Source organism: Pantoea sp. S18 (assembly GCF_045689705.1).
Classification (GTDB): Bacteria; Pseudomonadota; Gammaproteobacteria; order Enterobacterales; family Enterobacteriaceae; genus Pantoea; species Pantoea symbiotica.
In genome coordinates this window covers 3,601,362-3,623,918 of the sequence record NZ_CP142688.1, presented here as the reverse complement: position 1 = coordinate 3,623,918, position 22,557 = coordinate 3,601,362, and the positions used below count along the sequence as shown (strand labels likewise).

Annotated in this window: 20 protein-coding genes and 1 tRNA gene; 14 read left to right on the top strand and 7 right to left on the bottom strand. The window is 55.4% G+C overall.

Features of this window, described 5'->3' with window-relative positions:
- The first annotated feature begins 108 nt into the window (after positions 1-108).
- The 11 genes from VIJ98_RS16790 (at position 109) to mrdA (ending at position 12,784) form a co-directional block, all read left to right on the top strand.
- Positions 109-1,212 (top strand): M20 peptidase aminoacylase family protein, encoded by a 1,104-nt coding sequence (locus VIJ98_RS16790; RefSeq protein WP_323275117.1) that lies wholly within the window; start codon positions 109-111, stop codon positions 1,210-1,212.
- A gap of 259 nt (positions 1,213-1,471) precedes the next feature.
- Positions 1,472-3,061 (top strand): peptide chain release factor 3, encoded by a 1,590-nt coding sequence (prfC, locus tag VIJ98_RS16785; RefSeq protein ID WP_154192538.1) that lies wholly within the window; start codon positions 1,472-1,474, stop codon positions 3,059-3,061.
- A 261-nt stretch (positions 3,062-3,322) separates the two neighbouring features.
- Positions 3,323-3,937: a molecular chaperone OsmY gene (gene osmY, locus VIJ98_RS16780; protein WP_008103296.1), complete on the top strand. Its 615-nt coding sequence runs from the start codon at positions 3,323-3,325 to the stop codon at positions 3,935-3,937.
- 93 nt (positions 3,938-4,030) lie between these two features.
- Positions 4,031-4,192 (top strand): DUF1328 domain-containing protein, encoded by a 162-nt coding sequence (locus tag VIJ98_RS16775; RefSeq protein WP_007893192.1) that lies wholly within the window; start codon positions 4,031-4,033, stop codon positions 4,190-4,192.
- 179 nt (positions 4,193-4,371) lie between these two features.
- The gene (locus VIJ98_RS16770; protein WP_154192536.1) at positions 4,372-5,424 is read left to right on the top strand and encodes a patatin family protein; all 1,053 of its coding nucleotides are present in this window, start codon (positions 4,372-4,374) and stop codon (positions 5,422-5,424) included.
- On the top strand, positions 5,421-6,200 hold the full coding sequence (locus tag VIJ98_RS16765) for a TatD family hydrolase (protein ID WP_323275109.1): 780 nt from the start codon (positions 5,421-5,423) through the stop codon (positions 6,198-6,200). The genes VIJ98_RS16770 and VIJ98_RS16765 overlap by 4 nt, the downstream gene beginning before the upstream one ends.
- A 291-nt stretch (positions 6,201-6,491) precedes the next feature.
- Positions 6,492-7,271: a deoxyribose-phosphate aldolase gene (deoC, locus tag VIJ98_RS16760; protein ID WP_323275108.1), complete on the top strand. Its 780-nt coding sequence runs from the start codon at positions 6,492-6,494 to the stop codon at positions 7,269-7,271.
- Between the two features lie 62 nt (positions 7,272-7,333).
- Positions 7,334-8,656: a thymidine phosphorylase gene (gene deoA, locus VIJ98_RS16755; RefSeq protein ID WP_323275106.1), complete on the top strand. Its 1,323-nt coding sequence runs from the start codon at positions 7,334-7,336 to the stop codon at positions 8,654-8,656.
- A gap of 94 nt (positions 8,657-8,750) precedes the next feature.
- A complete protein-coding gene (gene deoB / locus VIJ98_RS16750) occupies positions 8,751-9,974 on the top strand; it encodes a phosphopentomutase (RefSeq protein ID WP_008103285.1) in 1,224 nt (407 codons plus the stop codon).
- Between the two features lie 33 nt (positions 9,975-10,007).
- Positions 10,008-10,721 (top strand): purine-nucleoside phosphorylase, encoded by a 714-nt coding sequence (gene deoD, locus VIJ98_RS16745; protein WP_008103284.1) that lies wholly within the window; start codon positions 10,008-10,010, stop codon positions 10,719-10,721.
- 188 nt (positions 10,722-10,909) lie between these two features.
- The gene (gene mrdA / locus VIJ98_RS16740; RefSeq protein ID WP_323275102.1) at positions 10,910-12,784 is read left to right on the top strand and encodes a penicillin-binding protein 2; all 1,875 of its coding nucleotides are present in this window, start codon (positions 10,910-10,912) and stop codon (positions 12,782-12,784) included.
- On the opposite strand, the gene VIJ98_RS16735 is transcribed toward mrdA, so the two are convergent.
- From VIJ98_RS16735 to VIJ98_RS16715, 5 genes are all read right to left on the bottom strand, one after another.
- Complete coding sequence (locus tag VIJ98_RS16735) at positions 12,785-13,492, bottom strand: GGDEF domain-containing protein (protein ID WP_265299481.1); 708 nt, start codon at positions 13,490-13,492, stop codon at positions 12,785-12,787.
- Positions 13,492-13,878: a DUF1987 domain-containing protein gene (locus VIJ98_RS16730; protein ID WP_008103278.1), complete on the bottom strand. Its 387-nt coding sequence runs from the start codon at positions 13,876-13,878 to the stop codon at positions 13,492-13,494. The genes VIJ98_RS16735 and VIJ98_RS16730 overlap by 1 nt, the downstream gene beginning before the upstream one ends.
- Positions 13,879-13,885: 7 nt before the next feature.
- Positions 13,886-14,437, bottom strand: a complete 552-nt coding sequence (locus VIJ98_RS16725) for a SiaB family protein kinase (protein WP_154155184.1) — start codon at positions 14,435-14,437, stop codon at positions 13,886-13,888.
- Positions 14,438-14,446: 9 nt separating this feature from the next.
- A complete protein-coding gene (locus tag VIJ98_RS16720) occupies positions 14,447-15,670 on the bottom strand; it encodes a SpoIIE family protein phosphatase (protein WP_154155187.1) in 1,224 nt (407 codons plus the stop codon).
- A gap of 453 nt (positions 15,671-16,123) precedes the next feature.
- Positions 16,124-17,446, bottom strand: coding sequence for a PAS domain-containing methyl-accepting chemotaxis protein (locus tag VIJ98_RS16715; RefSeq protein ID WP_008103272.1), 1,323 nt, complete (start codon positions 17,444-17,446; stop codon positions 16,124-16,126).
- A 195-nt stretch (positions 17,447-17,641) separates the two neighbouring features.
- Between VIJ98_RS16715 and VIJ98_RS16710 the strand changes: the two genes are divergently transcribed.
- The 3 genes from VIJ98_RS16710 (at position 17,642) to VIJ98_RS16700 (ending at position 19,768) form a co-directional block, all read left to right on the top strand.
- Positions 17,642-17,717, top strand: a tRNA-Phe gene (locus VIJ98_RS16710).
- Between the two features lie 537 nt (positions 17,718-18,254).
- Positions 18,255-19,169 carry a hypothetical protein gene (locus VIJ98_RS16705; RefSeq protein WP_407330309.1) on the top strand — a complete coding sequence of 305 codons (915 nt, stop codon included), beginning with the start codon at positions 18,255-18,257 and terminating at the stop codon, positions 19,167-19,169.
- Between the two features lie 137 nt (positions 19,170-19,306).
- Positions 19,307-19,768, top strand: a complete 462-nt coding sequence (locus VIJ98_RS16700) for a GNAT family N-acetyltransferase (protein WP_323275094.1) — start codon at positions 19,307-19,309, stop codon at positions 19,766-19,768.
- 10 nt (positions 19,769-19,778) lie between these two features.
- Here VIJ98_RS16700 and VIJ98_RS16695 read toward each other — a convergent pair whose 3' ends face one another.
- Positions 19,779-21,821: a pyridoxamine 5'-phosphate oxidase family protein gene (locus VIJ98_RS16695; protein WP_323275092.1), complete on the bottom strand. Its 2,043-nt coding sequence runs from the start codon at positions 21,819-21,821 to the stop codon at positions 19,779-19,781.
- 10 nt (positions 21,822-21,831) lie between these two features.
- A complete protein-coding gene (locus VIJ98_RS16690; protein ID WP_323275090.1) occupies positions 21,832-22,449 on the bottom strand; it encodes a glutathione S-transferase in 618 nt (205 codons plus the stop codon).
- Positions 22,450-22,557: the final 108 nt, after the last annotated feature.

The window sequence follows — 22,557 nt, the reverse complement described above, 5'->3', positions numbered from 1 at the left end:
TGAATGCGAAGAGTTCTCACTTTTGACTAATTTTCATTCACGCTGGATTGATTATAGCTGCACATCGGGCGATGCTGAGGCTTGCCTTTACTTGTCAGGAGCTTAGCGGTGTCGAACGTCTTAGAGCATTACCATTTTCTGCATGAAATTCCCGAGCTGGGTTTTCAGGAATTCAAAACCTCTGCTTATATTGCCGATCAGCTGGAAAGCGCCGGAATTAAGGTGACGCGCGGCATCAATAATACCACTGGCATGGTGGCGGAAATCGACAGCGGCGTGCCCGGTCCGGTGCTGGCGCTGCGTGCGGATATGGATGCGCTCGGTCATATCATTGACGGCGTGGCTTGTGCGCGTCACACCTGCGGCCACGATGGCCATTCGTCGGTGGTGCTGACGGCGGCGCAAGAGCTGCTGAAAGAGGGCGCGATCAAGAAAGGGCGGCTGAAGCTGCTGTTCCAGCCAGCGGAAGAACTCGGTGCCGGTGCGCTGGCGATGATTGAGGGCGGCGCGCTGGAGGATGTGGAGATGATTCTCGGCTTCCATGTGCGTCCGCTGGAAGAGTGCCATGTTGGGCAAGCGACCCCAGCGGTGATCTACTCCGCTTGTAGCACTCTGGAAGCCACCATCAAAGGCGCGCCGGCGCATGCGGCGCGTCCGCATTTGGGCGTTAACGCGCTGGATGCGGCGGTGCAAGCGGTGCAGGCCGTCAACGCCATCCATCTGCCGCCGGGTTTGACCTGGAGTGTGAAAGCTACACGTTTTCTGTGCGATGCGGGCGTGACCAACTCGGTGCCGGATGAGGCGCGCGTGGTGTGGGATTTGCGTTCGCAGGAAAACGCGCCAATGGATGTGCTGAAAGAGAAAGTGACGCTGGCGATTCAGCACAGCGTGGCGGCGCTGGGTGCCACGGCGGACGTGGTGGTGCTGAAGGAGATGCCGGCAGCAGAAATTCATGAAGAAGCCACGGCGGTGATTCGCGCGGCGATTATCGATGTGCTGGGTGAAGAAGGTTTGCTGGATACCAAAACCACGCCGGGCAGCGAAGATTTCTTCTATTACCCGGTGAAAAATCCGCAGGTGAAAGCCGGTTTCTGGGGATTGGGAACCAATCTGGTGCCGGGCCTGCATCACCCCGAGATGCGCTTTGAGCTGAGCTCGCTGGAGATTGGCGTGAAGATCTTTAAAGCGGCGGTGGTGCGGGTTTTAGGCTGAATGTGAGTGGGTCGCCATGAATGGCGGCCCTACAAGGGCAACACCATGCGACGATTTCCCCCCTCGGCGAAATATTGTATGCTATGCCGCCTCAATGCTGCCGGGATAATCGGAACTGCCGCCAATGTAGATCGCACACCTCTTGCTGTGAACTGACGCCACTGCGTCGCCATTGGCCGCGTTATCCTGCGGAATGACCCCGAAACGATTTATTCGCAGCGCGCCGCCCGCGTGTTGCCCTTGAAGAAGAATTCACTCAATGTCTAATGCTCCCTTTTTAGAAGAAGTGGCGCGCCGCCGTACTTTTGCGATCATCTCGCATCCGGATGCCGGTAAAACCACAATCACCGAAAAAGTGCTGCTGTTCGGACAGGCGATTCAAACCGCCGGTACCGTCAAAGGCCGCGGCTCCAACCAGCACGCGAAATCGGACTGGATGGAGATGGAGAAACAACGTGGTATCTCCATCACCACCTCGGTGATGCAGTTCCCGTATCGCGACAGCCTCGTGAACCTGCTGGATACCCCAGGACACGAAGACTTCTCCGAAGATACTTACCGTACGCTGACGGCGGTGGACTGCTGCTTGATGGTGATCGACGCCGCCAAAGGTGTTGAAGATCGTACCCGTAAGCTGATGGAAGTCACGCGCCTGCGTGATACGCCAATCATCACCTTTATGAACAAACTCGACCGTGACATCCGCGATCCAATGGAGCTGCTGGATGAAGTGGAGAGCGAGCTGAAGATCGCCTGCGCGCCTATTACCTGGCCGATTGGCTGCGGCAAGTATTTCAAAGGGGTTTATCACCTCTACAACGACGAAACTTACCTGTATCAAACCGGCAAGGGCCACACCATTCAGGAAGTGCGCATTGTAAAAGGTCTGGCGAATCCTGAGCTGGATGCGGCGGTAGGCGAAGATCTGGCACAGCAGCTGCGCGATGAGCTGGAGCTGGTGCAGGGCGCTTCGCACGAGTTCGATCAGGAGCTGTTCCTGAGCGGCGAACTCACGCCGGTGTTCTTCGGCACCGCGCTGGGTAACTTCGGCGTTGATCATATGCTCGATGGCCTGGTTTCGTGGGCGCCGCGTCCAATGCCACGCAACACCGACACGCGTCTGGTGGAAGCGAAAGAAGAGAAATTCAGCGGCTTCGTGTTTAAGATCCAGGCAAACATGGACCCGAAACACCGCGACCGCGTGGCCTTTATGCGTGTGGTATCCGGCAAGTACGAAAAAGGCATGAAGCTGCGTCAGGTGCGTACCGGCAAAGACGTGGTGATTTCCGATGCACTGACCTTTATGGCCGGTGACCGCTCGCACGTGGAAGAAGCCTATCCGGGCGATATTATTGGTCTGCACAACCACGGCACCATTCAGATCGGCGACACCTTTACCCAAGGTGAAAACATGAAGTTCACCGGCATTCCGAACTTCGCGCCAGAGCTGTTCCGTCGTATTCGCCTGCGCGATCCGCTGAAGCAGAAACAGCTGCTGAAAGGGCTGGTTCAGCTGTCGGAAGAGGGCGCAGTGCAGGTGTTCCGTCCGGTGCATAACAACGATCTGATCGTGGGCGCGGTTGGTGTGCTGCAGTTCGAAGTGGTGGTGGCGCGCCTGAAAAGCGAATACAACGTTGAAGCGATTTACGAAGCCATCAACGTCTCAACCGCGCGCTGGGTTGAGTGTGATGACGCGAAGAAATTCGACGATTTCCAGCGTAAAAACGAAGTGAACCTGGCGCTCGATGGCGGTGATAACCTCACGTATATCGCGCCGACCATGGTGAACCTCAACATCACCCAGGAACGCTATCCTGACGTGCGATTCCGCAAAACGCGCGAGCACTAATCGGCGTTGCCAGCAGGGCCTGTGATTTTCACTGGCCCTGTTTTATTTGTTACAGACTCCTCCTAATTCCGCTGTTTTTTTCTCTTTTTGGCGATATATCAACCACAAGAGCCAGCAAAAGCTATAATCCCTACTACTATTATCCTGTCGGACGAGAAAAGAGACCTTTCGGGTTTCATTACGTCCAGTAACTCAGCAACGCCGTTCGTTGCTGGCGCATCCGCGATAACGGATGAGTTAACTGATAGAAGGATGATATCGATGAATAAGACTAAGATTGCCAAAACCCTGATTGCTGCCCTGGCCGGTTCTGCTCTGCTGAGCGGTGCGGCGTTCGCAGATGAATCATTGTCGCAGAAAGCACAGCAAACCTCCGACAGCGCGGGTGCGAAGATCGATAGCTCTATGAAAAAAGTCGATGGTTATATGGATGACAGCGGCATCACTGCTAAAGCCAAAGCGGCGCTGGTGGATGATGAAGCGATTAAAAGCACGGATATCTCCGTCAAGACGCATGATGGCGTGGTGACACTGAGCGGCTTTGTGGCTTCTCAGGATCAGGCTGAAAAAGCCGTCGCGCTGGTGCAGAAAGTCGAAGGTGTGAAATCCGTCAGTGACAAACTACACGTTAAAGACAGCAAAAATGCTTCTCTGAAAGGTTATGCGGGCGATACCGCAACCACCAGCGAAATTAAAGCTAAGCTGTTAGCAGATGACATCGTGCCATCACGCAACGTTAAGGTGGAAACCACCGACGGCGTGGTGCAGTTATCAGGGGAAGTGGCGAACCAGGCACAGTCTGATCGTGCTGAGAAAATCGCCAAAGCCATTGAAGGCGTGAAAAGCGTGAAGAATGACCTGAAGGTGAAATCTTAACGCGAGCGACTCGGCACCCGCTGGTGCCGTTTCGTAATAAAAACAAAGGTGTAAATAAGCAGTTCGATTTTCACAATGGTAAAGGAGAGGCTTATGTTTCGTTGGGGTATTATCTTTCTGGTCATCGCTCTGATTGCTGCAGCATTAGGTTTCGGCGGTCTGGCGGGTACGGCAGCATGGGCAGCTAAAATTGTCTTCATTGTCGGTATTATTCTGTTCCTCGTGAGCCTGTTTACCGGGCGCAAACGACCCTGACTACTTGCGTCTCAATAGACGCTAACCCGCGAGTCACCTAAAGCGGAGACCGGTCATTTGCGGCATACTATGAAGCCGCAACGATTGCTGAGGCAATTGGTCAGGGAACGACAATGACTGGTTCTCCGGGATGCTGCTTCGGCGACTCCCTCAGAGCAAGCAACACTGAGGGACATCCATTGGGAACACGTATTCCGTTGACGTTAGGTTCACTTGAACCGCTAGCTTTAACCCCTTTCAAATCCAGTAAAATCGCCTTGGTGTGCGAAGGCGGCGGTCAGCGCGGCATCTTTACCGCAGGCGTGCTGGATGAGTTTCAACGCGCAGGCTTCAACCCCTTTCAACTGTTACTCGGCACCTCGGCCGGGGCGCAAAACCTGTCGGCGTTTGTCTGTGGCCAGCCTGGCTACGCGCGACGCGTGATCTCCCGCTACACCACCAGCAAATTATTCTTCGATCCGCTACGATTCGTGCGCGGCGGACATCTTATCGATCTCGATTGGCTGATCGACATCACCAAACAGGAATTCCCGCTGGCGCTCAATACCGCCGAAGGGCTGTTTGCCAAAGGCAGCGAGTTCTATATGTGCGCCTGCCGCAGCGACGATTACCGCGCCGAGTACTTCAATCCGATCAGCACCAACTGGCATGACATCCTGAAAGCGTCCAGCGCGATTCCCGGCTTTTACCGCAGCGGCGTGCAAATGGATGGCGTGAGTTATCTGGATGGCGGCATCAGCGATGCAATTCCGGTACGCGAAGCCGCACGCCGCGGCGCGGATACCATTGTCGTGATCCGCACCGTGCCATCGCAGGTGTCATACACGCCGAAGTGGTTCAAACGCATGGAGCGCTTTTTGTCTGACAGCGCCTTGCAGCCGATGATCAACATCCTGCATCAGCATGAAGAGAGCTATCGCGAGATTCAGCAGTTCATCGAGCAGCCGCCGGATAACCTGCGCATCATCGAAATCTGTCCACCGAAACCGCTGGCGAGCATGGCGCTCGGCAGCCGCTTGTCATCGCTGAATCAGGATTACCATTTAGGCCGCCGCAGCGGGCGCTATTTCCTCGCCACGCTCGGTCAATGGCTGAGTGATGCCGAGCCGCTGATACGGCAAACCACGGTTACGCCGCCAGCCGCTGTGGCGAATTCGCCCGACAACCGCCCACTGATTACGCCCGCGCTGGCGGAAAACGATGCGGATTACGATAAAGGCTCGCTGGCATGAAGTTTATCGATACGCATTGCCACTTCGATTTCCCGCCGTTCATTGATGATGCAGACGCCAGCATTGCGCGCGCTGCGCAGGCGGGCGTGGAACGCATCATTGTACCGAGCGTGGACGCCAGCCGTTTCGCGCGGGTGACGCAGTTGGCGCAGCAGCATCCGGCGCTGTATGCCGCGCTCGGCCTGCATCCAATCAATATCGCTGAGCATCAGGAAGATGCGCATCTTGATGAGTTAGAGCGCTGGCTGAAAAAGCCGGATAGCAAGCGGGTGGCGATCGGCGAGATCGGTCTCGATCTCTATATGGACGATGCGCAATTCGCCAAACAGACGCGGCTGCTCGATAAGCAGCTCAGGCTGGCGAAGCAATACGATCTGCCAGTGATTCTGCACTCGCGTCGCACCCACGATCAGCTGGCGCTGCACTTACGTCGTCACGATCTGCCGCGCCGTGGCGTGGTACACGGCTTTGCTGGCAGCCAGCAGCAGGCGGAGCGCTTTATTCAGCTCGGCTATGCGATTGGCGTGGGCGGCACCATCACCTATGAACGCGCCAGTAAAACCCGCAACACCATCGCCAGCCTGCCGCTCAGTGCGTTATTACTGGAAACCGACGCGCCCGATATGCCGTTGCAAGGTTTTCAGGGCCAGCCCAATCGTCCGGAGCGGGCGCGCAACGTGTTTGACGTGTTGTGCCAGTTACGCAGTGAATCTCCCGAAGTGATTGCCGACGCGCTGTGGCATAACAGCCAGCAGCTGTTCAACTTGCCTGCCTGATTCTCCCCCGACAGATTCTGCATTTACGCTGCCTTACGCCTGATTAGCTACATTGATAAAGCTGAGAGTACACTTTCGCGCCCATTTTTGTGATAATAATAACAACGGCCATCGCGGCGCATTTCGGCCTGACTGGTGGTTATTTGTGATTAACATCACTAAATAACTGTATTTAAATGACAGGTTTTCTTTTTCGTGTGACACGAAGCTCAATTCATCGTCACGGTAGTTGTTAGAATTGTCACATTCCCCGGTGGGTTGTGCCCGCCGATCTGAATTTTGGAGAGCATCATGATCGACCTGAAAGCAGCAGCACAGCGCGCATTGCAACTGATGGATTTAACCACCCTGAACGAAGACGACACCGACGAGAAAGTGATCGCGCTGTGCCGTCAGGCAAAATCCCCAGCCGGTAATACCGCTGCCATCTGCATCTATCCGCGTTTCATCCCGGCGGCACGTAAAGCGCTGCGCGAGCAGGGCACGCCGGAAATCCGCATCGCCACCGTCACCAACTTCCCGCACGGCAACGATGACGTTGAGATCGCGCTGGCCGAAACCCGCGCGGCCATCGCCTACGGTGCTGACGAAGTGGACGTGGTGTTCCCGTATCGTGCGCTGATTGCTGGCAACCGCGACATCGGTTTCGAGCTGGTGAAAGCCTGTAAAGAAGCCTGCGAACAGGCAAACGTGCTGCTGAAAGTGATCATCGAAAGCGGTGAGCTGAAAGACGAAGCGCTGATTCGTGCTGCGTCGGAAATCGCTATTGATGCGGGCGCCGACTTCATCAAAACCTCCACCGGTAAAGTGCCGGTCAACGCGACGCCAGAAGTGGCGGCGATCATGATGCAAGTGATCCGCGATAAAGGCGTGAAGCAGCAAGTTGGTTTCAAACCGGCGGGCGGCGTGCGCACTGCGGAAGACGCGGCGCTGTATCTGAAGCTGGCGGACGACTTGCTGGGTGAAGGCTGGGCGGATGCGCGTCATTTCCGCTTTGGCGCTTCCAGCCTGCTGGCAAGCCTGCTGAATACGCTGGGCCATGAAACCGCGACCAGCAAAGCGGGTTATTAAGTTCATATCGATGTTCGTAGGGTCGCCATTTATGGCGACCTCTCTATTCCGGGGAGGCAACCGTGTTCCTGCCACAAGAAATTATTCGTAAAAAACGCGACGGCCAGGCGCTGAGTGAAGCGGAGATCCGCTTCTTTATCAACGGCGTGCGCGACAACAGCGTTTCGGAAGGTCAAATTGCCGCGCTGGCGATGACCATCTATTTCCATGATATGACGCTCGACGAGCGCGTGGCGTTGACCATGGCGATGCGCGACTCCGGCACGGTGCTGAACTGGAAATCGCTCAATCTCAACGGCCCGATTGTTGATAAGCACTCCACCGGCGGCGTCGGCGATGTTACTTCGCTGATGCTTGGCCCGATGGTGGCGGCATGCGGCGGTTATGTGCCGATGATCTCCGGGCGCGGCCTGGGCCACACCGGCGGCACGCTGGATAAACTGGAAGCGATTCCGGGCTTCGATATCTTCCCGAGCGACGATCGTTTCCGCCAGATTATTAAAGACGTCGGCATCGCGATTATTGGTCAGACCAACTCGCTGGCACCGGCCGACAAACGTTTCTACGCCACGCGCGATATCACCGCCACCGTGGATTCCATTCCGCTGATCACCGCGTCGATCCTCGCCAAAAAGCTGGCGGAAGGATTGGATGCGTTGGTGATGGACGTCAAAGTGGGTTCCGGCGCCTTTATGCCGACCTTCGAAGCCTCAGAAAATCTGGCGCAGGCGATTGTTGGCGTAGCGAACGGCGCAGGCTGCAAAACCACTGCGCTGCTCACCGACATGAATCAGGTGCTGGCTTCTACTGCGGGTAACGCGCTGGAAGTGCGTGAAGCGGTGCAGTTCCTGACCGGCGAAGCGCGCAATCCGCGTCTGTTGGAAGTGACAATGGCGCTGTGCTCGGAAATGCTGATCTCCGGCAAACTGGCTGAAAACGACGCCGATGCACGCAAAAAGCTGCAGCAGGTGCTGGATAACGGCAAAGCCGCTGAAGTGTTTGCCCGCATGGTGTCGGCGCAAAATGGTCCGGTCGATTTCATCGAGCGCATGGACAGCTATTTACCAGCCCCAACCCTGAGCAAAGCGGTGTACGCCGATGGCGCCGGTATCGTCAGCGCAATGGATACGCGTGCGCTTGGCATGGCAGTGGTTGCGCTTGGCGGTGGCCGTCAGCGTGCCAGCGACAGCATTGATTACAGCGTGGGTCTGAGCGACATGATCACGCTCGGCACGCAAGTTGATGCGCAGCGTCCGCTGGCGATTATCCACGCCGCGTCTGAAGCGCAGTGGCAACAGGCCGCTGCCGCCGTTAAAGCGGCCATCACGCTGAGCGATACTGCGCCAGCGATCACGCCGGTGGTTTATCGTCGCGTCAGCGAATAACTGGCGCTTCTTCGTGCCAGGCAGCGGCCGTTCGGGTATACTGATCTGATCGCTTTTTTTTGACTTGTCATCGCGCATTGCGCAGGAGACTTGCATGAAACGTGCTTTTATTATGGTTCTCGACTCCTTCGGGATCGGCTCCAGTAAAGACGCCGATAAATTCGGTGATGAAGGATCGGACACGCTCGGCCATATCGCCGAAGCCTGTTTCGAAGGCCGCGCCAATGAAGGTCGTGAAGGCCCGCTGCACTTACCTAACCTGACCAAACTGGGCCTCGGCAAAGCGGCTGAGCTCTCCACCGGTCGTTTCCCGCCAGGCCTCGATCCCAACGCGGAAATCATCGGTGCGTACGCTTACGCCAGCGAATTGTCGTCCGGTAAAGATACGCCGTCGGGCCACTGGGAAATCGCCGGTGTGCCGGTGCTGTTTGATTGGGGCTACTTCAGCGACAAAGAGAACAGCTTCCCGCAGGAGCTGCTGGATATTCTGGTGAAACGTGCCGATCTGCCGGGTTATCTCGGTAATTGTCACTCATCGGGCACGGTGATCCTCGACCAGCTCGGCGAGGAGCACATGAAATCCGGCAAGCCGATTTTCTACACCTCGGCGGATTCGGTGTTCCAGATTGCCTGCCACGAAGAGACCTTTGGCCTCGATCGCCTGTACGAACTGTGCGAAATCGCCCGTGAAGAGCTGACCAATGGCGGCTACAACATCGGCCGCGTGATTGCGCGTCCGTTCGTCGGCGACAAAGCAGGTAACTTCGAGCGTACCGGCAACCGTCACGATCTGGCAGTGGAACCGCCAGCGCCGACCATGCTGAAAAAACTGGTGGATGAGAAGGGCGGTGAAGTGATTTCGGTGGGTAAAATCGCCGACATCTACGCTGAGCAGGGCATCACGCAGAAAGTCAAAGCCACCGGCTTAGACGCGCTGTTCAACGCCACCATCGAGCAGATGAAGAAAGCGCCAGATACTTCGATTGTGTTCACAAACTTCGTTGATTTCGACTCAACGTGGGGACATCGTCGCGATATCGCCGGTTATGCGGGCGGGTTGGAGTTCTTCGATCGTCGCTTGCCAGAGCTGATGGAGTTGGTGAAAGAGGGTGACATTCTGATCCTCACCGCCGATCACGGCTGCGATCCAAGCTGGAAAGGTACTGAACACACGCGTGAGCACATCCCAATTCTGATCTACGGCCCGAATGTGAAGCCAGGATCGTTGGGATATCGCGATACCTTCGCTGATATCGGCCAGACCATCGCAAAATATTTCGGCCTGTCCAGCATGGACTACGGCAAGAGCATGCTGTAAAACAGCGCCCCAAATTTAATAAGGAAAATAACCATGGCAACGCCTCATATTAATGCAGAAATGGGTGATTTCGCGGACGTCGTACTGATGCCGGGCGATCCGCTGCGCGCTAAGCACATCGCTGAAACCTTCCTTGAAGATGTGGTGGAAGTGAACAACGTACGCGGCATGCTGGGTTACACCGGGACTTATAAAGGCCGCAAAATTTCGGTGATGGGTCACGGCATGGGCATTCCATCCTGCTCGATCTACACCAAAGAGCTGATCACCGATTTTGGCGTGAAGAAGATCATCCGTGTCGGTTCTTGCGGCGCGGTGCGCGCAGACGTGAAACTGCGCGACGTGGTAATTGGTATGGGTGCCTGCACCGATTCCAAAGTGAACCGCATGCGCTTCAAGGATCACGACTTCGCCGCGATTGCGGACTTCGACATGGTGCGTAACGCGGTTGACGCAGCCAAAGCGCTGGGCGTTGATGCGCGCGTGGGTAACATCTTCTCGGCCGATCTGTTCTACACGCCAGATCCGCAGATGTTCGACGTGATGGAGAAGTACGGCATTCTGGGCGTGGAAATGGAAGCTGCGGGTATTTATGGCGTGGCAGCAGAGTTTGGTGCCAAAGCGCTGACCATCTGTACCGTGTCGGATCATATCCGCACCCACGAGCAGACCACGGCGGCTGAGCGTCAGACCACCTTCAACGATATGATTAAGATCGCGCTGGAGTCCGTGCTGCTGGGCGATTAATCACTGCGTTAAACCAGGTCGGCATAAATGCCGACCCTACATTCGTCGTAGGGGCGCCATTAATGGCGACCTGGCTTCCCACCGTAAACATCTGACACACTTTTACCCAGGCTTGTGCATCTTCGTGCTGGCTCTAAAGCAATCTCTGCTTATCATTAGCGTGATAACAAAGAGACTAAGCCCACCTGATGAATTTCCGTAATTTCGAAGCAGAAGAAAAGCTGTTTGCCCGCCGTGCGATTGTCGCTTTTGCCCTGGTTGTCATCTGCTTTACCATTTTAGGCATCAACCTGTATCGCTTACAGGTCGATCAGCACAGCTATTACCAGACGCGTTCCAACGAGAACGACATCAAAATGATCCCCATCGCACCCACGCGCGGGCTGATCTTTGATCGCAACGGTATTCCGCTGGTGCGCAACGTTAGCTGGTACGACATTCACATCACGCCGTACAAAATCGACAACATGCAGGAAACGCTGAAGGAGTTGACGCCGATTGTCGATCTCACGCCGGAAGAGATTGAAACCTTCGAGCACGAGCTCAAACAGAACAGCCGCTACAAGCCGGTTGAACTGAAAGCGGAACTGACTGACGAAGAAGTGGCGCGCTTCGCCGTCAATCAATTCCGCTTTACCGGCGTTACCGTCGATACCTATCAGGACCGCGAATATCCTTACGGTGCCGACCTGGCGCACGTGCTCGGCTATGTTTCTAAAATCAACGATAACGACTACAAACGCCTGAATGCAGAAGGTGTGGGTGAGAACTACGCGGCGGACCACAACATCGGTAAGCAGGGCATTGAAGGCTATTACGAATCGCTGCTGCACGGCAAAACCGGCTATCAGGAAGTGGAAGTGGATAACCACGGCCGCATCGTGCGCGTACTTAAAGAAGTGCCGCCGGTTGCCGGTCAGAACATCACGCTGACGCTCGATCTGCATTTGCAGCAGTATGTCGAGAGCCAACTGGCCGGGCAACGTGCGGCGGCGCTGATTGAAGATCCGCACGACGGCAGCGTGCTGGCGATGGTTTCTGCGCCGAGCTACGATCCCAACCCGTTCGTCAAAGGCATCAGCTACAAAGCCTATAAAACCCTGCTGCAGGATAAAGATCTGCCGCTGATTAACCGCGTCACCCAAGGCTTGTATCCGCCGGCGTCCACGGTAAAACCTTATATGGCGATGTCGGCGCTGCTGACCAAAGTCATCACGCCGAGTTTCACGATCTTTGGCGCGCCCACCTGGACGCTGCCGGGCACCGATCGTAAATATCGCGACTGGAAAAAAACCGGTCACGGCATGCTGGACGTGACGAAAGCCATTGAAGAGTCGGCGGATAGCTTCTTCTATCAGGTGGCGTTCATGATGGGCATCGATCGCATCCACACCATGTTGAGCCAGTTTGGTTACGGCAAATCCACCGGCATCGATCTCAACGAAGAGTACGCCGGATTATTGCCAAGCCGTGAATGGAAGCAAAAGGTGCACAAAAAGATGTGGTATCAGGGCGATACGGTTTCAGTTGGGATTGGGCAAGGTTATTGGGTGGCGACGCCGATTCAGATGGTGAAAGCGCTGGTGGCGCTGTTGAATAATGGCCGCGTCATTAATCCGCATCTGCTGGAAAAATCGCAGCGCGGCACGGTGGTGCAGCCGTATCAGGCAAAATTACCGCAGCCGCAGATTGGCGATGCCAAATCGCCGTACTGGTCGCTGGTGCGCCACGCCATGTTTGGTATGGCGAATGCGCCAAACGGCACCGGCTACAAATACTTCCACACCGCGCCGTACGGCATTGCGGCGAAATCGGGTACTTCGCAGGTATTCAGCCTGAAAAAGAACCAGATCTATAACGCGAAAATGACGCCAATGCGCCTGCGAGACCATATCTTCTACACCGCGTTTGCGCCGTTTAACGACCCCAAAGTGGCAGTGGCGTTGATTCTGGAAAACGGTGGCAACGAAGGCGTCACGGCGGCGCCGCTGATGCGTAATATTCTCGACCACATCTTTGTGCCGGAAGCCACACCGCCGCCGGTAGCAACGGCGGCTAAGTAATTAGCGGAAGAACACCCGATTGCGGCCATGGTTTTTGGCGTCGTACAGCGCCACATCGGCGTTGTTATACAGCGTCTCAAAATCAGATCCCGGTTTGCCGTAGCTGACGCCAAGGCTGGCGGTCACTAGCTGACCGGGCAACACCGCCAGCGGTGAAGCATTCAGCGAGGCGTGAATCGCGCCCGCCACAATAACCGCATCGGATAGGCGATAGTGCGGCAGCAGCACGGTAAACTCTTCGCCACCAATGCGGCCAATGCTGGCTTCTTCCGGGCAGTGCGCCTGAATGCGCGACACCAGCGCGCAAATCACCTTATCGCCCATCGGATGACCGAACTCGTCGTTAATGCGTTTGAAGTGGTCGATATCCAGAATGATCAGCGCCGCTGCGCCGTTACTCAATGTTTGCGTAATGCGCTGAATAATCGCCCCGCGATTCCACACCGCCGTCAGTGGATCGTGGCTGGCTTTGTACTCCAGCTCCTGCGCCAGCTGATGCAGCTGTTCGTTGACGCGATTGAGCTCACGCTCGGCGCGGTCGCTGCGCGAGATCATGCGATAGGTTTCACGCATCAGACGCTGATAATGGCGATTCACCATCAGCAGCGCATCGCGATAATCCTCAGCGCTGAGCGTGGTTTGAGCCGCCACATCCTGCGAGCGATTAAGCACATCGCTCTCTTCGCGGAACAGCTCGTTGAGGTCCATCACGATGCCATTTCCGCCTGCAGATTCACCTGCAGATCGGTGAAATCCAGCGCCAGCTCCTGACCAAACTCTTCTGAGACATCATCTTCGGCGTCGAAGAACCAGTTGAGCGCCACGGTTTGCCCGCTCTGCGCACGCTGGTTAAACAGGTCAAACAGGCTGAACAGCATTTTAGTGCTGGAGCTGTTGAAGTAGCGCAGCGCGATATTCACTTCAACGTCGCCGCCCGGCTGCGGCTGCCAGTTCTCTAAGGCGTCCAGTAGCGGACGGTAAAACGCCGCCGCGTTCTCAGGCCAGGATTCACCGCGCAGGGCAAACTGGCCGGCGGCAAAATCAAAACTCACTTCGGGCGTGCTCTCTGTGGCAGCAATAACAAGGTTTTGCATCAATCGATCAATCCTGGTGAATGGTGGCTTTCAGCCAAAACGTGGCGTAACCGTTGGAGGCCAACGGACGCAGTTCATACTCCAGCGGTTCGCTGACGTCGCGCGCCAGCGTTAATAATCCAATGTTGGCCCCTTTGCTGGTGGCGGGGCTCTCGGCGCGTAATCCCACGCGATACGCCTGTTTGATCTCTTCGTTGCTCATGGTGCGCAGCAGGTCGAGCCAGTAGCGCAGCTGCTCGCAGGCGACTTCATCCACCTGATTGCTGCTCTCCAGCACGTAGTTGTCGCCTTCAACGTGCAGCGTCACCGTGCCGAAGCGGAAATCCTGCTCGGCGTGGCTGGTGCTGCGGCTGTCTTGTGAATAGCGCAGGATGTTTTGCACGATCTCGACAAAGCTGGAGAACAAGCGACGCCGAACTTTGACCGGCGCCTGCTGATTCTCAAGAAACACTTTGATCACTTCGCCCATCGCAGTGATGTTCTGCGGCGAAAAGAGGCCGGTGTAGTGCAGCGCCACGCTGTCGGGCGGGACGCGGCTGAGGTTCGAAGCTGGTGTCATAACGTGACTCTAATAGCGGAAGCCAAACCAGGTGACGTCATCGCGTCGCGGCTGGTTGCCTTGCCAACGAAGAAATTCCTGCTCGAATGCCGTGGAAAGCGCCGGCATCGGCAGCGTTTGATAATGATTCAGCAGCGTCTGAATGCGCTTTTTGCCAAACATAATGTGACGTTCACCGCCGGGCTGATCGGTGACGCCATCGGTCATCACCAGCAGCATGTCGCCGGGATTGAGCGTACGTTGCTGCTGCGGCCAGACGTAATCCTGCGGCGTATCGGTATAGCCAACGCCAACGCGGTCGGCCTTCAGCGATTCTGCCTCGCCGCTGGCGCTATGCAGCAGCGCGTGCATGCGCGCGCTCGACCATGAAAGCTGATGATTTTCGCTATCGAGGCGCAGCGCGATGGCATCGCAGCCGTCGTTCGACAGCGAAGTCTGCTGCGAAGCATTGAGCTGGCCAAGGGTTTGCTTGATATGACGATTGAGCGATTGCAGCACGTCGGATGGTGCACGCCGATTCTGCTGCAGCGCATTTTCCAGCGCCGATTGCAGGATCACCGTCATAAACGCGCCGGGAATGCCGTGGCCGGTGCAGTCGGCAATCAGCGCCAGCCAGCCGTGTTGATCCTGATGAAAAGCGTAATAGTCGCCGCCGACGCCATCGCGCGGCTGCCAGTGCAGGCACCAATCGCTGAGCTGCTGCGCCATTTGCTGCTTTGAGCGATCGAGCATTGCGTCCTGAATCACGCGCGCGTAATCGATGCTCTGCAAAATTTGCTGATGCTGTTGATGCTGCAAATCCGACACGGTACGAATCAGATCGATGCCCAGCCCGATGCCGATGTAGCGCCCTTGCTCGGTGAGGATAAAGCCGTCGGTCACCGATTTATCGCCGGTCGCCACCACTTGCTGCGCTACCTGATCGAGCTCGGTATCGGCATCGATCACCAGCGGCTCTTTATCCATAAAGGCGATGCAGCTTTTGCGATCGTAGAGTTCGCGGAAAAATGGGCGCGACATTTGCGACAGGAAGATATGGCGGTTGATCATGCCAAACGGCGTACCGTTTTCGATCACCGGCAAACCAATCAAATCTTTGTGCTCGGTAAACAACGCCATCACTGCCGTGTTGTCCATCGCAGGACTGACAAACGGCACGGCAATGCACAGCGAACGCGCACGAGAACGACTCGACAAGGAGGCAAGGCCTGCGCGTAAATCAGGCAGCTGCATAGAGGAATCTGACGTTGATTAGGAATTATCTTAGATTACTGCGCCCCTGTGACACTTTTATGATCCGTAGGGTCGCCATTCATCGCGTAGTGCCGCTCAGTTAAGCACCGAGCGACTTTCGTTCGCCCTATGCTGAGGCAGTTGCAGTAACTTCGTGCGGCGACCGAGCAGAGGGCGCCTGGCCGCGCCCTCTGCACTCCCGGGCCTTGCGCCAGCCCAACCCGCCGCTTCGCGGTACCTTCACTCAATCACGATTCCTGACGGACCGGTGGCGATTCGCTCCTGCTCAGCGCCACCTCTCGCCGCATCCATGCGGCTCGCCCTGGAATCCCTCTTTCGCTCAGCGGTTTGGGATGTCGCCTCAACACCGTCGCTGCAGCAGTCGTGCGTATTCTTAACTCAACATCGCTATAAATCCCGTAGGGTCGCCATTCATGGCGACCTGGCTAGAAATCACTCTTCCTTCAGCGCCGCCGTAACGTGCCCAATCGCGCGCACCACTTCGCTGGAACTGCCGCGAATATCCGCCATCATGCCGCCAGCTTCCTTCGCCAGCACCACGCCTTGATCGGCACGTTTCAGGTTGGATGCGATACCTTTCAGCGCTTTCTCCGCCAGCGTATGGTTCTGCTGCACCATGTTCTCAATCTCGGTGGTGGCGCGGTTGATGTTGGCCGCTAGCGTGCGTACTTCGTTGGCGACCACGGCAAAACTACGACCGTGCTGACCGGCGCGCGCCGCTTCCACCGCCGCGTTAAGCGCCAGCAGGTTGGTTTGATCGGCAATCCGACGGATGCTCTCGACAATCGCGCCGATGCGGTCTGAAGATTCGCTCAGATCATTGATATCGCCGGAAATGCCATGCAGCTCGCCGGCCAAATCATTCATGGTCTGCACGCTGTTCTCAATCACCGTGGCACCAAGACGCGTGCTTTCGCTGGTTTGCAGCGCGGTTTGATACGCCTGCTGCGCCGCTTCGCGTTCTTGCTGATTCTTCTCCACCTGCGCGGTGACATCGGTGGCGAACTTCACCACTTTGTACAGCTCGCCGGTTTCGTTAAACACCGGGTTGTAAGTGGCACGCAGCCATACCGTTTGGCCGCGTTTATTCACGCGCTGGAACTGGCCGGAGATAAATTCTCCCTGATTCAGCTTGTGCCAGAAACGGCGATACTCATCGCTGTTGCGCATCTCCGGAGGACAAAACTGGCTGTGATGCACGCCGATCACTTCTGACGCGCTGTATCCCATGGTTTTCAGGAAGTTGTCATTGGTCATCAACACTTCGCCCTTGAGATTGAAGGCAATCACCGCCATCGAACGCTCAATCGCGGTGGTCATGGCGCGCTGCTCTTGTGCATCCATGATGCGCGCGGTGATATCGCTCGCCAGTTTGACGATTTTGATCACCCGACCGCTGCGATCCTGCACCGGCACGTAATTCGCTTCCAGCCAAATAGGGCGGCTGTTTTTCGCTACGCGCAGGAATTTGTCGCTGAAACCTTCGCCACGATTCAGGCGTCGCCAGAAGTCGCGGTATTGCGGCGAGTTGAGCAAATCTGCGGTGCAGAACATGCTGTGATGCTGGCCAACGATCTCTTTGAGCGTATAACCCATGCGCTCGAGAAACAGCTCATTAGCGGTGAGGATTTTTCCTTCTGGAGTAAATTCAACCATAGCGATAGCGTCTTGCAGCGAACTGAGCGTTGCCATGCTATTACTGCGCTTTTGCCACGCAAGACGTGACAAGATTCCTGATGCAATTGTGCTGAACATGGGGCGAACCTTATTATTGGTATAGGATGTCAGCTCGGTTATCGGCACAAGCGATTAAAAATTCACCTATAACAGCGATAGGCGAATAAATTTTTACCTGTTGGTCTGGAGGTTGCTTTAAAAGGCATCAGTCAGCTGATTTTTGCCGAAAAGCGTTTGACGGTGCCGCGCGAGTAGGGTTTAATGCGCCCCGTTGCCCGGATAGCTCAGTCGGTAGAGCAGGGGATTGAAAATCCCCGTGTCCGTGGTTCGATTCCGCGTCCGGGCACCATACATTGAAGCGCTGGTTAGAAGTAACACTTCTGACGGGTGCTTAAAGAAGGTGGTGTTCACAGCAACAGTTAAACATCAATGCCTTCCAGAAAGGGTACTAGTTAACGCTAGTACCCTTTTTTCGATCCTGTAACGCATTACAAATCTTAGCGAATCTTTCAGCATTCCCGCATAAAACAGTCTTTGTATTCCTTTCTCATCGCTTATGCAAAAACCTCTGAATTTCCCAATTTCATTCCTTCTCAATACTTACCATGCACCGAAAAATAATTATCATTGAAGTCATCATCACCGATTCTAAAAATTACACCCCTTTAAACGCCCACCAATAAGTGACTACTTATTATGATTTTTGTCACTTTATAGAAAAATAATGATGAAAATAACTTTCTATTGCATAGCCCGGTCTAAAATAAAATGAATTTAAATATGCGGTGCTGCAATGCAATAAGAAACGATCAGTCGTGGGGTGTGACATCTGGAGTAAAACATGGCTCTTTTCATTTCTCGTATAACAATTATTCAAATTAGCGTAATGCTTTTAACGAGTTATACCAGTTTTGCTGCAGATGATACTCCTCTAAAAAGTCGCGCTAATGCCGTCCTTTCTCTTATGAGCTATACGGTGGTACCGGATGTTACCGCAAGTGACCTCAACATCGGTGCTGACACCAAAGAAAAAAACTCGCTTTCAATTACTCAGTTTGGCGGCGGTGCAACCCTTAGTGAGGAATTTCCTCTCTATCTCGAAGGTACACTCGGTTACAGCCGTTATGATCCTCAATTTGTTGTTTCTAATGGCAATGAAAGCCGAAAAATTCCGGTTAAATGGAATAGCTTAACGGCGACTGGCGGTATTGGTTGGGATATAAAACTTTATACGGATAAACTCGGCGGCAATTGGGTCCTGCGACCAATCGCAAATTTCACCTTAGGTACAATGGCCAGTGATCTGCGTATTGGCGCTTTTGTTCTGCAAAAAAAATTTGAAGATGCAGACTACAAATTCCTGGATGGTGGCCGCCTCAATGCGTATGGCTTAGGAGGATCGCTAATGTTGGATTATGAATTATTTAGCAAAGAGCAAGATATCGATGTTGAGTTGCGATATTCCTATCAAGAGCTCAATAGTTTCGGTAATAGTTCTGAGGCCGTAAGCGGGAGTGCTACTGCGGAAAATCTCGGGCTTTATTTACGTCGTCGCGCTCCAGTTTCAGATTGGACGTTATTAGGAAGTCCTTTGCGCTATGTGCTTGAAGCTGCACGCACTGAATATTTGGGTGAGCAGCGTGGCCAATTAGGATTCGATAGTTTAAATTCATTGGGTGTTGGGCTCGAGCTTGATAGTAGTAAATATCCGGTTTTCATCAGTCGTACACGAATAGTGGCACGTTATATGTTCGGAAATAATACCCAGGGATATGGCGTGGGGCTTGCCATGAGTTTTTAATGAGAATTATTATTACCCTTTAATTCTAAGTGGCTAAATCATGGTAAAACCCGATTTAAGGGTTGCCCACTATGCGCCCGCCATCATCCTTCATAAACTCTTTTTACATCCCAATAACAGTATCGCAGGCCCCGGAGATGAGTGATTTCGTTATAGAAGAATGGAACAAAGATTGTTATCTGATCAGCACAGACACAAACAAATTAGATCTCGCCGCCATACACCGTTACCTCACCACCTCGATATGGGCAGCAGGCATTGATGAAGAGACGGTTTATGCCTCGGTACAAAACAGCCTCAACTTTGGTCTTTATCATCAGGGCGTACAGATTGGCTTTGCGCGGCTGATCACGGATTACGCCACATTCGCCTATCTGTGCGATGTCTACGTGCTTGATGAATATCAGGGAAATGGTTTAGCACGATGGTTGATGGAGTGCATTCATGCGCATCCGGTTTTCGCGCGGCTACGCAGAATTACGCTGTTCACCAGCACTGCGCCGTGGCTGTATGAAAAGTTTGGCTATCAGCCGGTTAACCAGCCGAATTACGCCTGGACGATTACCCGGCCTGATATCTATAAAGGCAAAGTGCGATAAACCTCGTCACTCACAGCGCCAGCTGAATCGCCTGCACCTCACCTTCCTGCTGCGCCGGTCTTGCGCAGCAGATCAGCACTTCATCATCCGCCACCTGCGCGCTCGGTGGCGTTAAGTAAGTCACCGCGCCTTGCAGCAGTTTGGTTTTACAGCTGCCGCAATGTCCGGCGCGACAGCTGTACGCCGGGCTTAGGCCACGCGCTTCCGCCAGTTCCAGCAGCGAACCGGCATCTGGCGTCCAGCGCGCCTCTTTCAGTGAATCCATAAACTTCACCGGTACCGATTGCGCTGCTACCGGCAGCAGCGGTTTTTCTTCGGCCACCACATCGCGGGAACGCTGCAGCGACGACGGTCCAAAAGCTTCGGCGTGAATGCGATCATCGGCGATATTGAAGGCGCGCAGCCCGTCGTACAGCGCTTGCGTGAATTGCGGTGGACCGCACAGATAGAAGTCGTAATCGTTAAACGGCAGCATCTGCGAGAGCAGCGCCATATCAATGCGGCCTGCGAAATCGTAATCAATATCCGCTTCTGCATCCGCCGTCTGGCTCAGCACGCGCACCAGTTTCACCGCGCCATGCGCCGCCGCCAGCAACTGGTCGAGTTCGCGCACAAAAGGGCGATCGGCTTTACTGCGTGCCGACTGAAACAGGAACGTCGGGCGCAGGCGCTGTTTGCGCTTTCCTTCGAATATCAGATGTCGCAGCATCGCCAGCATCGGCGTGATGCCCACGCCAGCGGCAAGCAGCACCGCCGGACGTGGTTCGCTGGCATCGATAGTAAAATCACCTGCCGGCGCACGCGCTTCCAGCGTATCCCCAATGTGGAGATGATCGTGCAGGTAGCGCGAAACCGCGCCATCACGCTTGACGCTGATGCGGTAAAAGCCATCCGACGGCGCAACCGAAAGCGTATAGGCGCGCATCAATGGCTTATCGCTTCCAGGCAGCTGCACGCGAATCGAAAGATGTTGACCGGCCAGATGCGGCACTAAACCCGCGCCATCATCCGGCATCAAATGAAACGAGCGGATTGTGGCGCTCTCATCCACCACCTTCATCACCTTGAACGGACGCCAGCGCGCTGCCAGCTCCGCCGCACGTAGGCGCTGGTCGGCAGCTTGCCAGTCGCCGGTCATCAGCGAGCTGGGTGCTGCGCCATCCGGCGGCGTTAACCAGCGCAAGGCGAGGGCGTCGCGACGACGCACGATGCGGCGCGGGCGAAACGTCCACAGCCGTTCGGCACCCTGAAAGGCGGCGATCTGTGGCGAGTCGAGAATCACTTCGGCATCGCCGCTCAGTTGCAGCGTGTCGCCGCTGGCGTAATCAATAAACAGCAATCCCGCTTTGCCATTCTGGTGAATGTTGCCGAGCGTGTTGAAAAACAGATTGCCGTTGAAGTCGGGAATGGTCAGCAGGCCATCTGCGCTGACGCGCACGAAGCCCGCTTTACCGCCGCGATGTGAGGCATCAACCTGACGTTCGGCATAGGTGGCGACGTAGAAGGTATCTGCCGCGGCGATGGTGGCGCGGGCCGCATCATCCAGCGCGCTCAGGCTTTCCACCTCACCGCGATAAGGCTCGGCGGGATCGCGTGCATAGTGAAAATCACGCAGCTGGATATAGCGCGGGCAGTTGCCAAAACTCTGCTGCACCTGCACGCGAAAACCGCCGCCAATTGCTTGCAGTACGCCGTTCATGCGATTGCGGCGCCGCGTGTGCAGCTCGATGCCGAGCAGCCCAACCGGCGCGCCATCCTGCATGCCCGCCGCCGCCGGATCGCCTTGATGCGGACGCGCCTCAATATCCAGCGTGCTGGCATTCGGCGAGAAGATAAAACCGGGTTGGCCTTCCAGCAGCGTGGCCCACGCATCGCCGTGCGCATCAACGCTGCCCGCCACAATAAACGGCAGCTGCGCGTAGAAGTCTCGATGTTGATCGGGCATGTGATCGCGGATCACCCGCTGGCCGACTTCCGCCATGCGTTCCGCCACGCCCGCCTGCTGCTGCAGCGCGATTTCACCCTGATGCCAAACCGGCATTTTCTTGCTCATGATGGTGGACTCAGGCGATGCTGCGCAGGCCAGCCGCAGTTTGGGGGAAGGGCACAAAGCCCGGCAGCGCTTCGATACGACGCAGCAGCGCGTTCACCGCCGGATAACCGGAGAGATCGACATTGCCTTCTGGCGCACCGACGATATAGCTGTATTGCGCGACGTCAGCGATTGTCGGGCGATCGCCGACCAGCCATTCACGGCCTTCGAGATGCTTCTCAATGCGTGACAGCACCAGATGTGCGCGGCCAATCACCTCTTCGGGATTGAACGGGCGGCCAAACACGGTAATCAAACGCGCCGCTGCCGGACCAAAGGCTATATCTCCGGCAGCAACGGTTAGCCAGCGCTGCACTGCCGCCGCTCCTTTTGCATCTTCCGGCAGCCATTCGCTGCGACCGCTCTTCTTCGCCAGATAGACCAGAATGGCGTTGGAATCGGCAATAAACACGCCGTCATCCTCCAGCACCGGCACCTGACCAAACGGATTCATGGCGAGGAATTCCGGCGTTTTGTTTTCGCCAGATTTGAGATCGACATCGATAACCTCATGTGGCAAATCCAGCAGCGACAGGAACAGACGTGCGCGGTGAGCATGACCAGAAAGCGGGAAGTGATAGAGTTTCATGTTGCGGTTCCTTAGGTGTTGCTCGGGATGATCCCCGGCGATGACTAAGGTTCGCACAGACATTTCAGCGGCAAAATAGCCTGATCAGCGAAGTCATTGTTACGAAAA

Excerpts from the sequence above, each read along its gene's own strand:
- VIJ98_RS16695 (WP_323275092.1), bottom strand. The coding sequence starts at position 21,821 with ATGAGCAAGAAAATGCCGGTTTGGCATCAGGGTGAAATCGCGCTGCAG.
- VIJ98_RS16720 (WP_154155187.1), bottom strand. The coding sequence starts at position 15,670 with ATGCAGCTGCCTGATTTACGCGCAGGCCTTGCCTCCTTGTCGAGTCGT.
- deoB (WP_008103285.1), top strand. The coding sequence starts at position 8,751 with ATGAAACGTGCTTTTATTATGGTTCTCGACTCCTTCGGGATCGGCTCC.
- deoC (WP_323275108.1), top strand. The coding sequence starts at position 6,492 with ATGATCGACCTGAAAGCAGCAGCACAGCGCGCATTGCAACTGATGGAT.
- VIJ98_RS16765 (WP_323275109.1), top strand. The coding sequence starts at position 5,421 with ATGAAGTTTATCGATACGCATTGCCACTTCGATTTCCCGCCGTTCATT.
- VIJ98_RS16705 (WP_407330309.1), top strand. The coding sequence starts at position 18,255 with ATGCTTTTAACGAGTTATACCAGTTTTGCTGCAGATGATACTCCTCTA.
- osmY (WP_008103296.1), top strand. The coding sequence starts at position 3,323 with ATGAATAAGACTAAGATTGCCAAAACCCTGATTGCTGCCCTGGCCGGT.
- deoD (WP_008103284.1), top strand. The coding sequence starts at position 10,008 with ATGGCAACGCCTCATATTAATGCAGAAATGGGTGATTTCGCGGACGTC.
- prfC (WP_154192538.1), top strand. The coding sequence starts at position 1,472 with ATGTCTAATGCTCCCTTTTTAGAAGAAGTGGCGCGCCGCCGTACTTTT.
- VIJ98_RS16690 (WP_323275090.1), bottom strand. The coding sequence starts at position 22,449 with ATGAAACTCTATCACTTCCCGCTTTCTGGTCATGCTCACCGCGCACGT.
- VIJ98_RS16730 (WP_008103278.1), bottom strand. The coding sequence starts at position 13,878 with ATGCAAAACCTTGTTATTGCTGCCACAGAGAGCACGCCCGAAGTGAGT.
- VIJ98_RS16725 (WP_154155184.1), bottom strand. The coding sequence starts at position 14,437 with ATGACACCAGCTTCGAACCTCAGCCGCGTCCCGCCCGACAGCGTGGCG.
- VIJ98_RS16715 (WP_008103272.1), bottom strand. The coding sequence starts at position 17,446 with ATGTTCAGCACAATTGCATCAGGAATCTTGTCACGTCTTGCGTGGCAA.
- VIJ98_RS16775 (WP_007893192.1), top strand. The coding sequence starts at position 4,031 with ATGTTTCGTTGGGGTATTATCTTTCTGGTCATCGCTCTGATTGCTGCA.
- VIJ98_RS16735 (WP_265299481.1), bottom strand. The coding sequence starts at position 13,492 with ATGGACCTCAACGAGCTGTTCCGCGAAGAGAGCGATGTGCTTAATCGC.
- mrdA (WP_323275102.1), top strand. The coding sequence starts at position 10,910 with ATGAATTTCCGTAATTTCGAAGCAGAAGAAAAGCTGTTTGCCCGCCGT.
- VIJ98_RS16700 (WP_323275094.1), top strand. The coding sequence starts at position 19,307 with ATGAGTGATTTCGTTATAGAAGAATGGAACAAAGATTGTTATCTGATC.